Source organism: Pseudomonas mandelii (genome assembly GCF_006438925.1).
GTDB classification, from domain to species: Bacteria; Pseudomonadota; Gammaproteobacteria; order Pseudomonadales; family Pseudomonadaceae; genus Aquipseudomonas; species Aquipseudomonas mandelii_C.
This window is the reverse complement of record NZ_RCZA01000016.1, coordinates 78,622-90,594: the sequence shown is the minus strand read 5'-3', so window position 1 is coordinate 90,594 and position 11,973 is coordinate 78,622. Positions and strand designations below refer to the sequence as shown.

16 protein-coding genes are annotated in these 11,973 nt (G+C 56.8%); 8 read left to right on the top strand and 8 right to left on the bottom strand.

Features of this window, described 5'->3' with window-relative positions; translation table 11 throughout:
• Window positions 1–69 precede the first annotated feature (69 nt).
• On the top strand, window positions 70–612 hold the full coding sequence (locus EAH74_RS29240; RefSeq protein ID WP_140683480.1) for an exonuclease domain-containing protein: 543 nt from the start codon (window positions 70–72) through the stop codon (window positions 610–612).
• A gap of 69 nt (window positions 613–681) precedes the next feature.
• On the top strand, window positions 682–966 hold the full coding sequence (locus tag EAH74_RS29235; RefSeq protein ID WP_007940055.1) for a pyrimidine/purine nucleoside phosphorylase: 285 nt from the start codon (window positions 682–684) through the stop codon (window positions 964–966).
• Between the two features lie 72 nt (window positions 967–1,038).
• Here the strand turns inward: EAH74_RS29235 and EAH74_RS29230 are convergent, their stop codons facing one another.
• Window positions 1,039–1,845, bottom strand: a complete 807-nt coding sequence (locus tag EAH74_RS29230) for an MOSC domain-containing protein (RefSeq protein ID WP_140683477.1) — start codon at window positions 1,843–1,845, stop codon at window positions 1,039–1,041.
• Window positions 1,846–2,032: 187 nt separating this feature from the next.
• Window positions 2,033–2,968 (bottom strand): chemotaxis protein CheV, encoded by a 936-nt coding sequence (locus EAH74_RS29225; protein ID WP_123368953.1) that lies wholly within the window; start codon window positions 2,966–2,968, stop codon window positions 2,033–2,035.
• 462 nt (window positions 2,969–3,430) lie between these two features.
• On the opposite strand from EAH74_RS29225, the gene EAH74_RS29220 reads away from it, so the two are divergent.
• The 3 genes from EAH74_RS29220 (at window position 3,431) to EAH74_RS29205 (ending at window position 5,793) form a co-directional block, all read left to right on the top strand.
• Window positions 3,431–3,901: a hypothetical protein gene (locus EAH74_RS29220; RefSeq protein ID WP_140683475.1), complete on the top strand. Its 471-nt coding sequence runs from the start codon at window positions 3,431–3,433 to the stop codon at window positions 3,899–3,901.
• Window positions 3,902–4,243: 342 nt separating this feature from the next.
• Window positions 4,244–5,137 (top strand): sensor histidine kinase, encoded by an 894-nt coding sequence (locus tag EAH74_RS29210; protein WP_140683569.1) that lies wholly within the window; start codon window positions 4,244–4,246, stop codon window positions 5,135–5,137.
• Window positions 5,134–5,793, top strand: coding sequence for a response regulator (locus EAH74_RS29205; RefSeq protein ID WP_140683472.1), 660 nt, complete (start codon window positions 5,134–5,136; stop codon window positions 5,791–5,793). The genes EAH74_RS29210 and EAH74_RS29205 overlap by 4 nt, the downstream gene beginning before the upstream one ends.
• Here the strand turns inward: EAH74_RS29205 and yegS are convergent.
• A complete protein-coding gene (gene yegS, locus EAH74_RS29200) occupies window positions 5,777–6,694 on the bottom strand; it encodes a lipid kinase YegS (RefSeq protein WP_140683469.1) in 918 nt (305 codons plus the stop codon). The genes EAH74_RS29205 and yegS overlap by 17 nt on opposite strands.
• Window positions 6,695–6,923: 229 nt before the next feature.
• Here yegS and EAH74_RS29195 point away from each other — a divergent pair, with 229 nt between their 5' ends.
• The gene (locus tag EAH74_RS29195; RefSeq protein ID WP_140683466.1) at window positions 6,924–7,238 is read left to right on the top strand and encodes a hypothetical protein; all 315 of its coding nucleotides are present in this window, start codon (window positions 6,924–6,926) and stop codon (window positions 7,236–7,238) included.
• A gap of 60 nt (window positions 7,239–7,298) precedes the next feature.
• On the opposite strand, the gene EAH74_RS29190 is transcribed toward EAH74_RS29195, so the two are convergent.
• Both EAH74_RS29190 and moaB read right to left on the bottom strand, forming a co-directional pair.
• Window positions 7,299–8,525, bottom strand: a complete 1,227-nt coding sequence (locus EAH74_RS29190; protein ID WP_140683463.1) for a molybdopterin molybdotransferase MoeA — start codon at window positions 8,523–8,525, stop codon at window positions 7,299–7,301.
• Entirely contained in the window at window positions 8,509–9,048 is a 540-nt protein-coding gene (moaB, locus tag EAH74_RS29185; RefSeq protein ID WP_123368959.1) for a molybdenum cofactor biosynthesis protein B, read from the bottom strand. The genes EAH74_RS29190 and moaB overlap by 17 nt, the downstream gene beginning before the upstream one ends.
• Before the next feature lie 81 nt (window positions 9,049–9,129).
• Between moaB and mobA the strand changes: the two genes are divergently transcribed.
• Window positions 9,130–9,732 carry a molybdenum cofactor guanylyltransferase MobA gene (mobA, locus tag EAH74_RS29180; protein WP_140683460.1) on the top strand — a complete coding sequence of 201 codons (603 nt, stop codon included), beginning with the start codon at window positions 9,130–9,132 and terminating at the stop codon, window positions 9,730–9,732.
• A gap of 76 nt (window positions 9,733–9,808) precedes the next feature.
• Window positions 9,809–10,030: a YgdI/YgdR family lipoprotein gene (locus EAH74_RS29175; protein ID WP_140683457.1), complete on the top strand. Its 222-nt coding sequence runs from the start codon at window positions 9,809–9,811 to the stop codon at window positions 10,028–10,030.
• A gap of 88 nt (window positions 10,031–10,118) precedes the next feature.
• Here the strand turns inward: EAH74_RS29175 and EAH74_RS29170 are convergent, their stop codons facing one another.
• The 3 genes from EAH74_RS29170 to EAH74_RS29160 all read right to left on the bottom strand — a co-directional run bounded on the left by EAH74_RS29170 (window position 10,119) and on the right by EAH74_RS29160 (window position 11,808).
• Window positions 10,119–11,009 carry a pseudouridine synthase gene (locus EAH74_RS29170; protein ID WP_140683454.1) on the bottom strand — a complete coding sequence of 297 codons (891 nt, stop codon included), beginning with the start codon at window positions 11,007–11,009 and terminating at the stop codon, window positions 10,119–10,121.
• A 71-nt stretch (window positions 11,010–11,080) separates the two neighbouring features.
• On the bottom strand, window positions 11,081–11,398 hold the full coding sequence (locus EAH74_RS29165; RefSeq protein WP_008145883.1) for a hypothetical protein: 318 nt from the start codon (window positions 11,396–11,398) through the stop codon (window positions 11,081–11,083).
• A 170-nt stretch (window positions 11,399–11,568) separates the two neighbouring features.
• Complete coding sequence (locus EAH74_RS29160) at window positions 11,569–11,808, bottom strand: glutaredoxin family protein (protein WP_140683451.1); 240 nt, start codon at window positions 11,806–11,808, stop codon at window positions 11,569–11,571.
• Between the last annotated feature and the right edge of the window lie 165 nt (window positions 11,809–11,973).

Sequence of the window (11,973 nt, the reverse complement as noted above, 5' to 3'; positions counted from 1 at the left end):
TGCTAGGCGGATTCGCCGCGTTTGGCTACGCTCAAGCCCTATCAGGACGCGGATACCAGGAACCCTGCGATGCCTCACTGGCTGGTCATTGATCTAGAAGCCACCACCGATGAGGGTGGTTGGCCAGTAACAGAGATGGAAATCATCGAAATCGGCGCCACCCTGGTGGACCGAAAAGGCCGAGAACTGGATAGCTTTCAGCGCTTCGTGCGTCCGACGCGTCGGCCTTTGCTGACGCCGTTTTGCCGAGAACTGACCCACATCACCCAGGCCAACATCAATGACGCCGCGCCGCTGAGCGAGGTCTGGGCGTCGTTCGAGCACTGGCTCGGCCAGCATCACTCGCTCCTGGAAGGCTGGGCCAGTTGGGGCGATTACGATCGCAAACAGTTGGTTCAGGAGTGGGAGCGCCTGCAACTCGACAGCGCCCTGAGCCGAGTGCCGCACATGAACCTCAAACAGCGCTTTGCCAAGACTCGCCGACTGGAACGGCCGCTGGGGCTTAACGGCGCGCTGCAACTGGCGGGCATGCAGTTCAGTGGCCAACAACATCGGGCGCTGGAAGATGCGCGCAATACCGCACGATTATTGCCACTGGTTCTTCCGTCTTAGAGAGGTGACGCCGGCATGGGCCTTGTGCATACTGGCCGGCCCTTTTTAGCCCTTTTCGAGGAATCGCCCATGTTTAAAGTCAACGAGTACTTCGACGGCACCGTCAAGTCGATCGCCTTTGGCACTGCTGAAGGTCCTGCGACCATCGGCGTCATGGCACCGGGCGAATACGAATTCGGCACCAGCCAGCGTGAAATCATGCACGTGGTGTCCGGCGCCCTGACCGTCAAACTGCCGGACAGCAGCGACTGGGAAACCTTCGCCGCCGGCAGCCAGTTCAACGTGCCCGCCAACAGCAAATTCCAGCTGAAAGTGGCCGTCGACACCGCTTACCTGTGCGAATACCGCGGCTAAACCCCTGGGTTTTCACAGCGACAAAAAAAATGCCCGTGTCCTTGGACACGGGCATTTTTTGTTCAGATGGTCTTATTCAAGGATCGTCACCGGCATACCGACTTCAAGTTGGCCATTGCTGTCGTTGACCAGGTTCTGTCCGAACATCGCGCCATCAGCTTCGGAACGGTATTTCTGCAACGTGGCCAGAGGTTCGCGGTCTTCGCTGCGCTCGCCGGTTTGCGGGTCGATGGTGGTCAGAATGCAGCGTGAACACGACTTGACCACGCGGAACTCGACATCGCCAATGCGGATGCGCTTCCAGCCATCCTCGGCATAGGCTTCGCTGCCCTCGATCACCAGATTCGGCCGAAAGCGCAGCATTTCCAGCGGGCGGCCGACCTTTTGCGACAAGTCCTCCAGTGAGGCCTGTCCGATCAGCAACAGCGGAAAGCCATCGGCGAAAGCCACCTGATCGTCATCCTTGCCGTAGCCGGCCTGGGTGGTTCGTGCGCGATCAAGGGGTACTTGTACCAGGCGAGTCGGTTTGCCAATGAATTCACTGACCCAGGCGCCCGCCTCGTTACCGGCATCCGGCACACGCAACGTATCGCGCCAGATGGTCACGCCACGCAGTTCTGCGTTGCTGGCAGGCAAGGCGATATCGATCGGTGAGCGGCCCGGCGCACTGAGGGTCAAGCCCCCGTCGGCATTCCACAACGCCGACAGCTGACTCATCTGCGCCACTGCACGTTGAGTCAGAAAGCGCCCGCTGGCCTCGTCCACCAGCATCCAGCGTCGATCACCGTCCAGGCCCAGCTTGTCGAGGCTGACCTGCTGCAGGATCTCACCCTTGCCGGATTTCAACGGATAACGATAAAGCGCGCTCAGACGCAACATGGCCAGCTCCCTGGTGGGCAAAAACGCCACCCTATACGAGCTTGATCGCCGAATCAAAGGCCAAAACCTGTGGGAGCGAGCTTGCTCGCGATAGCGGCAAGGCAGTCAACATTGATGCTGAATGTAATATCGCCTTCGTCGGAACGCCGCCCGGACCAAGCTCGCGCCCACAAGGATTGCATCGTTATCAGGCAGGCACTTCATCAAGCATCAGGCGCTGGCGCACCACGTCGACGAGTTTGTCCGGCTGGAATTTGGAGAGGAAGTTATCGCAGCCGACCTTCTTCACCATCGAGTCGTTGAAACTGCCGGACAACGAGGTATGCAGAACCACATAAAGACCACGCAGACGCGGGTCGTTACGAATTTCGGTGGTCAGGCGATAGCCGTCCATTTCCGGCATTTCCGCGTCGGTGAAAACCATCAGCAGTTTGTCGGTCATGTTCACACCGGTATCGGCCCAGGCCTTGAGCATGTTCAGCGCTTTCAAGCCATCACTGGCGATGTGCATCTTCACGCCCAACTGACCCAGGGTGTCACGCAATTGCGACAGGGCCACGTTCGAGTCGTCCACCAGCAGCACTTCGCGGCCACGGGCACGTTCCAGAATCGGATCGTCGAGTTTGTCGCGCGAGACCTTGGCGTTGTACGGGACGATTTCCGCCAGGACTTTTTCGACGTCAATGATTTCCACCAACTGATCGTCGACCTTGCTGATCGCGGTCAAGTAATGCTGACGGCCAGCGCTGGCCGGCGGCGGCAGAATGGCCTCCCAGTTCATGTTGACGATACGGTCCACACCACCGACCAGGAACGCCTGCACCGAACGGTTGTACTCGGTAACGATGATCGTACTGGTAGGGCTTGGCACCAGCGGACGCATACCAATGGCCTGGGACAGGTCGATCACTGGCAGGGTCTGGCCACGCAGATTAACCACGCCGCAGACAAATGGATGACGCTGGGGCATCAGGGTCAGCTTCGGCAGTTGCAGCACTTCCTGCACTTTGAACACGTTGATCGCGAACAATTGCCGTCCGGCCAGCCGGAACATGAGAATTTCCAGGCGATTCTCACCCACCAGTTGCGTGCGTTGGTCTACCGTGTCGAGAATGCCGGCCATCAATGACTCCTGGGCTTGTTCTGATGAATTCACTAAAGGGGGTTATCGGCTGTTTTTGCCGGACCTTGACCCCCTGAAAAATGCCACGACCAAACATTGATGTCACATTAACATCATGCTTTACTGGCCAAGTGACTTCATCTGCCTCATTGCCCTGCCGCGAGACCTCGTTTCGTTCGGTAGGTTCCCCCATGTAAGGGATTCCCCTAGTAGCAATCAGGCCCGACCTGATATTCCCAATATCCAATAGCCATTAATGTGACGCCATTCTCATTGCATGAACGGAGTCAGGCTTTTGTGTGCGATCGCAGGTAAGTGGCCATCCACCCTATCGAGTTCCCCAGCCTGCAGACAGACAGGCCGGCGCGCGATCTCACGACGGCATGGCAATGCGGGGACTCTGATCGTCCCCGTCGACACACACGACATCCCCTCATTTGACATGACGTTGTGGAGATAAGCATGCCGAACGATCGTAAAGAGTGGGCTCATCGGCTCCCTGAGTTTCTCGTCGAAGCAGAGACACTCCTGGTTAAAACCGAGGAATGCCTGAGTCATTTGCAACTGATCAGCAATGACAAGGATGCCATCGACTGCATGCTTAGCACCCTGCTCAAACTGGCCAACAAGGCCGATGTCCTCGCTCTGGCTGCCGTTTCGGAGTTTTCGCGGCACATCCATGGTTTGCTGAGCCATGCCCAGAATCACATGGATTTACACGACCAGGCCCTGAGTGCGCTGAAAGACTGCCTGACGTTGATCGCCTGGCAACTCGAGCTTATCGATCAGAAGACCGGCCAACTCAGCCTTGATGACAGCGAGCAGACATCCCTGATCGAAGCCTTCGCCTTTCAGGTCGGACAAAGTCAGTTTCAGCCCCCCGCCAATTCCAAACCGTTCACACTCGTTTCCTTTGCAGGTCGGCAAGCCTGAATTATCGGGCCCCTATGCCGCGCTGCGAATTTTTATTGCCGTGACGGCCTCTCTAACTTTAGCGAGTTCATGTCGCAATTGAATATTCCATACCTGTTTACGACAACTCGAAACAAATAAACCATTCTTGCCACCCAACTTTTTCCATTATGGAACTGCTGTCCATAACTGCTTATTTCCTGACTCTGCAGACATATATACCAAACGCGACCAACGGTATCTTAAGTGGTATTATGCCGCCCATTAGTTGACGTCAATTAATAGCAGAGTGACTCCAGACAGAGACCCGTCATCTTCGATGCCCGGTCTTCCCGCAGCGAACATCCATTGGCTCCATCCGCTATGTACGCCAGCCTCAAGTCAATCACCCTAAGGCCACCCTTCCCAAAAAAAGCGCGTCTGGTCACGCTTGTGTTGTGTACGTGCTCGGCGCTTGGCAGCCTGCTGATTTATAGCCTGTCCACTCGCTTGCCGCTGAGTCTGCTGGTACTCAATATCGCCGCATTGGTCTGCGTCTGGGTGCAGTATTGTCTTTCGCGCAAGTCGATAAAGTTTCAACCCCAGGAGTTGGCTGACCGACTGTTGGAGGTTCAGGAAAACGAACGTCACCGGCTCAGTCGGGAACTGCATGATGACATCGGCCAATTGCTGACCGCGGCAAAACTTCAAAGCGACTGGCTCAAACGCCGAATGCCCGAAGAACTTCAGGGCCAGTGTTCGGTACTCTGCGACACGCTGGAAGAAACCCTGACCAAAGTGCGAGACGTATCGGCCATTCTCAATCCGAGGCAACTGACCAGTCTCGGGCTGGAAGCCAGTCTGCGTGCTCATTTACTCAAGACGCTGGCCAACACGCCGGTGCACTGGAGCCTGGAATGCCATCAGCGCTTGTCCGGTATACCGGAGGAAATGACGCTGGCCGCCTTTCGAATCACCCAGGAAGCGGTGACCAATATATTGCGCCATGCCGAAGCGAAAAATCTGTTGGTCCGCCTGCAACGTCTGCCGCAGGGCCTGACACTGTTGATCAGTGACGATGGCCTGGGATTCGCGCCAGCGACCGATCCAGGTCGTGAAGGGCAACGTGGAATGGCAGGGATGTCGGAACGGATCAATCAGCTGGGAGGCACACTGAGCGTGACCAGCGAGCCGGGCAAAGGCACTCAAATCGAAGCACTCTTCCCCTGGGCGCCTCGTGCGCTCGAACGGGCCAGTACGAATAAGGTTATGCGTTGACTTGTAACTTACTTCTGGTGGATGACCACTCGCTTATCAGGGCAGGCGTGCGTGCTCTGGTGCTGGATATTCCCGGCTACGCGGTAATCGGTGAGGCCAATGACGGCTCGCAGTTGCTCGAGATGGTCGAGCAACTGTCCCCCGACATCATCCTGCTGGATATTTCCATGAAGGAAACCAGTGGCCTTGACGCCTTGCAGCGACTCAAGCGAGTACGCCCGCAGAGCAAGGTGCTGATCCTGTCGATGCACACCGATCCTGCTCTGATCATGCAGGCACTGGAATCCGGTGCACATGGTTACCTGCTCAAGGACACCACGGCTACCGAGCTCGAACATGCCCTGGATGCCTTGCGTAACGACGAACGCTACCTGAGCCCGGCCATCGCCCACACTGTCATCAACCAGGCGCTGACCCGAACTCAGAAAAACCAGCCGGAACCTGCAGACTCGCACAACCTGACAGCGCGTCAGCTGGAAATCCTTCGGCTGATCGTTCGCGGAAAATCCACCCGGGAAATTGCCAATGGCCTGGGCCTCAGCATCAAGACCGTTGAAACCCACCGTTCGCAGATCATGAAGCGCTTGCAGATCTACGATGTGGCGGGCCTGGTGCTGTTCGCCGTGCGCGAGCAGATCATCAGCCTGGATGATTGATCAATTGCGATGACCCCAGCAGCGGCGAGTTTTCAGGTAAATGCACGCGCAGTGCCGCTGGACGTGTCGAGAAACGCAAGTTGTCACCTTCCAGAGGTTCGCCATCAAGGTTGATGTAGAGGCCTTCCGAGACCTTGATTTCGACCCATGGCAACCGGACTCGCACAAACATGTTGTCGATGCCAAAGCCATCGGCGAGCAGGGTTTTCAAGGTGCCGACGACTTCCTGCGGCGCAGGCAGAATACTGATGTCCAGCAGACCGTCGTCCGCCAGCGCTTCTGGACACAACACATGTCCACCGCCGGCCTGCCGGCCATTGCCGATGCCCAATGCCAACAGCTCGCCACTCCACTGGAAATCAGGCCCCTGCAACTCGCCATAGGCTGCGTGCAACTCACTGAAGCGTGATAAACCGGTGAACAGGTAAGCCGCGCCCCCGAGGATTTTTTTCAAGTCCTCCGAGGTGTTTGCCGTGACCTGACTGCCAAAACCGCCCGTGGCCATATTCAGGAACACCTGCCCACCGACCTCCCCCAGATCAATGGCGCTCGGCGCAGCGTCGAGAAGTTCCAGCGCCTGCGCTGGCTCCAGAGGCACACCGGCGGCACGCGCAAAATCATTGGCGGTCCCCAAGGGCATCAGTACCAGACTGGCCTGCGTCGAATGCGACGCCAAGGCTTCGGCAATATCACGCAAGGTACCGTCACCGCCACCGGCGATGATCTGCGTGTAGCCTGCCGCCAGTGCTTCATCTACCAGACGCTGTGCGTCGCCCGCTTCCCAGGTCACTCGAACGGCCAGCTCCCAACCCTGTTTGCGCTTGTCGGCAACGGCAGAACGAACCGCCTCGTTAAGCGCTTGCTTGCCATGCAGAATCAACAGCGCCTTGCGTTCGCTCATTAGTTGTCACTCCCATGATTGAATTCCGTCTGGGAGATGTTGACCTCATCTCGCCAGATAAAAGTCGCAAGAATTTGAATTATTTGAAGTCGAGCAGTATGGCGTCCTACAAGGCGGGGCTTTTTCTTACAAGATGTGAGGAATCGGCTCAATTGACCGACCAATGCGATTGGTACACCTTGGCGCCTGCAGTTATCAAACATCAGCAGGAACTACACAGGGACGTGCCATGCAAAGCCAAGAGATCAAGTCACCGGTCATTCCGGTTGCACCGTTCGCAGAAAAACGCGCCAATCATCAAGCTGAATTCAAAAACAGCGAAAAGCCCATTGGAGAAGCTGCTATGCAATCTCGCGTCGCTGAATTGGAGACACACCTCAAATACATCCGACGAGACATGGATGAAGTCCGTAGTGACGTCAAATCCATAAAACATAGGCTTGCCTATTCGGCTATTGGAACAGCCGTCGTCATCGGGGTTCTGGCCTGGATCGCCAATAGCCGTTTCGACCAGGTCGTGACACTCCTGGCACACCAAGGGTAAGCCATGAACGCAAAACCCGGTTCGATCAACCGGGTTTGCGCCGTAAGTCAGCGCCAGGAGTCAGCTCAGGACTTCGCTCAGCGGGATGAAGCCCACGTAGTCACCTTCGATCAGCGTGCGATCCTCCAGCACCTCAACCAGACCATCAGCCCAGGCAGCGCTACGCAGTACACCAGAACTCTGATTCCTGTAGATAATTGCCCGGCCACTCTCCAGACGTCCGCGCAAGTACTCGCGTCGATTGCCTGCTTTTGGCCATGCAAACCCTGCTGGCACCTGAAACTTCAGGGGCTCAACCTCTTTTACACCCTGTCGGCGCAAGAGATAGGGCCTTGCCAACAAAGCAAAGGTCACCAGCGTTGAAGCCGGATTGCCAGGTAAACCAATCACAGGTACGCCGCGAAAATGCCCGAATGTCAGCGGTTTTCCGGGTTTGATGGCGAGTTTCCACAACGTCAACTCGCCCTCGTCACGCAAGGCAATGCCCAGAAAGTCAGCCTCTCCCACCGAGACACCACCGGTGGAAAGGATCAGATCGACATCTTTCAATTCACCCAGGCGAGCGCGAGTGGTTGCTAAATCATCCGGAAGAATACCGGCATCGATCACCTCACAGCCCAAGCGCTGCAACCAACTGCACAGCAACACTCGATTGCTGTTGTAGATCTGTCCCGGCCCCAGAGCCTGACCCGGTTCAATCAGCTCATCCCCGGTGGACAGAACAGCAACGCGAACCTTGCGAATCACGTCCAGCTCTGCGCATCCCAGCGATGCAGCCAACCCCTGTTCGATCGGCCCGAGGCGCGTGCCGGCTGGCAGAATCAATTCACCAACAGTAGCTTCCTGGCCTTGAGGACGAATGTTTTGTCCTGGGGCCATGGTTTCGGTGAAACGTACTCGCTCATCCGCCTGAACCTCGGTGTTTTCCTGCATCTCGACGCAATCTGCACCCGCGGGCACTGGCGCACCGGTGAAGATTCGTGCACAGGTGCCAGGCTTCAAGGGCTCCGGAGCCTGACCGGCAAAAATCTTCTGGCTGACCACCAGTGGCTCTCCCGTCCAGTCGGCCACGCGCAAGGCATAACCGTCCATGGCACTGTTAGGCCACGGTGGCAGATCAAGCGTCGAGACCATGTCATCGGCCAACACCCGGCCCTGAACCTGCGCCAATGGCAAGCGTTCACGCTCACAAATCGGTGAGGCTTCGGCCATTGCCAGCAAGCGTGCCAGTGCCACCTCGACAGCCATCAGACTGCCAGTCTTGCCTGGCTTACCCGCGGGATTCACAGGGTGCCGCCTGTTTGAGATGAGCGACGAAGTTGCACGGCCGGTGCCGCGAATCCAGCTGCTCGGCAAGAATGCCATCCCAACCGGTGCGCACGGCATTGGTCGAACCCGGTAAACAGCAGACCAGCGTGCTATTGGACAAGCCGGCCAGGGCACGGGACTGAACAGTAGAGGTGCCAATATCCGCCACCGATATCTGCCTGAACAGCTCACCAAAACCGTCGACCTGTTTATCCAGCAGGCAACTCACCGCTTCCGGAGTGCTGTCGCGTCCCGTGAAACCGGTACCGCCAGTGATCAGCACCACCTGCACGACATCGTCGGCAATCCACGTGGCGACTTGCGCGCGAATTTTGTAGAGATCATCTTTGAGCAGAACCCGGGCCGCCAGGTTATGGCCGGCAGCGCTCAAACGGTCGACGAAGACCTGGCCTGAGGTATCGGTTTCCAGGGTACGGGTATCGCTGACCGTCAGCACCGCGATGTTGAGCGGTGCGAAAGGTACATCAGCCTTGGCTTTCATAGGCTCATCCAGTTGTAGGAGAAACAGCCCGGTGTTATATCACAGCGCCTCATTTTTTCGCCGCCCCCATGGAGACCTGCCATGACCTCGAATACACATTTGCCGCCCTGCTCCATTCTGCTCCTGGCAGGTGGTCGTGGCCAACGCATGGGCGGTCAGGACAAAGGGCTGCTGGAATGGCACGGCGAGCCATTGATTGCCCACTTGCACCGCAAGACCCGTTCACTGAGCGATGACCTGATCATCTCCTGCAACAGAAACCTGGAAAAGTACGCGCCCTACGCCGACCAGCTCGTTCATGACGATGAAGGCGACTTTCCTGGCCCCCTGGCCGGGATTCGCGCAGGCCTGAAGGCCGCCCGCCATGCGCATCTGCTGGTGCTGCCTTGCGACGTACCGCGTATTGATGCTGAGTTGCTCAATAGCATGCGTGAATCCGCTAGCCAGCACCCGGACCAACCGCTGATGCTGCGCCATGGCGAACATTGGGAACCTTTGCTATGCATCATCCCCGTGGCGCTCTCGGCCGATATCGAAAGCGCCTGGAACGACGGTGAACGCAGCCCGGGTCGCCTCATGCGCAAACTGGGCGCTACCGCCCTGCAATGCCCCGACAATGATCCACGCCTGGCCAACCTCAACACACCAGAACTGTTAAGTGCCAACTACACTGTGTCAGACTGACAGGAGAAGGAACTTGCGCGCGCTGTACACGTCTCAAGCTCAGTAACCAAAAGAATTCATATTCGGAGACACACTCATGACTCAACGGTCCCTCGCCACTTTCATGCTCGCACTGGGCCTCGCTACCCTCGCCGGTTGCGCATCGCCTACAGTGATCACCTTGAATGACGGTCGAGAAATCCAGGCTGTCGACGCGCCAAAGTTCGATAAGGATTCGGGTTTCTACGAATTCGAACAACTGGATGGCAAGCAGACCCGCATCAACAAGGATCAGGTTCGTACCGTTAAAGAGCTGTAATTTTTGCGGTGACAACCGGATATGGAAAAGCCCGCTTTATGCGGGCTTTTTCGTGGCTGAAGATCAGCAGATTCGCTGAACCTCTTGATCACCACTGCAGGGTGATGGTGCTTTCGAATGCTCTTTCCTCGCCGGTGACCGGGTCCACAAACCGTAATCCCTGAGCGAGCAGTTTCAAAGGATTGGCATAGTCATCCTCAACATCCTTGAGTACCTGCGGATAAAACGGGTCGTTGCAGATGCTGGCGCCCAAGGCTGTCATGTGCACCCGCAACTGATGCTTCTTGCCTGTCACCGGGTAAAGCGCATAACGCCAGAGATCACCGTTCTTCTCCCTGACGTCGACAGCCGTTTCGGTATTGCTGACGCCCGGACCTTCCTGCATGCGGAAGAAAGGCTCGCCATCGATGAGGCGACTCTTATGGACCAATGGAAAAGAGCGTTCAGGCAACGCTCGGGCAATTGCCTCGTAGCGCTTTTCGATCTGCCGTGTCGGAAACAACGACTGATAGGCAGAACGGCTCTGAGGGTTGGCGGAAAACAGCACCAGCCCCGCTGTGTGCCGGTCAATGCGATGCAAAGGCACCAGATGCGGGTTATCGAGTCGACGGATCAGCCGTCGCAACAGGGTCTGTTCCACGTATTCACCCGCCGGAGTCACTGGCAGAAAATGCGGCTTGTCCGCCACGACCAGATGCTCATCCGCGTACAGAATCGACTCAACCACCGGGATCGCCTTTTCGTCCGGCACCTCACGGAAATAATGAATCCGCAAGCCTTCCTTGTAAGGCAGATCAAGGGCGATCGGCATGCCGTGACCGTCGAGAACACGACCGCGAGCGATTCTGTCCAGCCATTGTTCACGACCGATGGCGCTGAAGTGTTCGCACAGACAATCGAGTACGGTCTGCCACGGACCAGGCGGCAAGTAGAGCGTGCTGGCCTGGTTGTGTGCAGCAGAAAAAGATGAAGTGGACATACGAAAGTTCTAACCCTCAATACAGGGCGGCATTATCCAACAGCGGCCGGAACGAACCTAGAAGAGAATCCTCAAGCCGGTATCTGCGTGCGCGCTGCTGCTTCGGTGAACTCCTTGAGCCAGCGCAGCACATCAACCGCCTCCCATCGACCAGGGTCATAAAGCGCATACAACAAACCCTGATAGCCCACGACATCCAACTGCCGGTGATAGCCCGCGCGCTGGAACAAGGCTTCGATTTCGGCGAAACAGGTATTGAAATGCAGTTTATTGAAGGGAGTTTTCCCTTCTGTCACCAGGCCATCCAGACGCAATTCGAGGACAGCCTCGCGCACCACGTCCGCCGACATCCGGTTCACGCTGTTCTTCAATTGTTCGACATTGACCACGATTCATCCCTCTCACGCCCGGACCGCTTGCCCAAACCCGAAAACCAGGGGTGCAAGGCAGGCATCACGAATAACTGTATGTGCATACAGTATCCGATCAGTGCCGGTAAAGCCAAGGGGATCCATCGCAGAGTTCGACAGGCGGGAACACCGCCACCGCAAAAAACCGATCAACGCAGGAGTGCCACCACCTGCTCGGTGCTGAATGGCCAGGCCAACTCAGCGCCGGTGTCGACCCGTCTTAACACCGGAATACGCAGACTGTAAGCTTCGAACCATGTTTCGTCGTCAGCAATATCCACCAGCTCCACCAGCAGACCCTCGCGCTCGACAAATTCCATCAGCATGGCTTCAGCGACTTCACAAAGATGGCAACCAACGGTGCCGAACAGCTGACATTCAGGAAGCATGAGCGCTCAACCGAAAAAAAATTAAGTAACTATTCTAGGCCTGCCCTGAAAAGCCGTCGAGCCATTGAATACTCTACCCTTGAGTCATATCGGCAACGGAGAGCGGCAATACGCTGACGCACATCAGTCGCCTTCAACATCCTTTGCGCGATGCTCACGGATTAT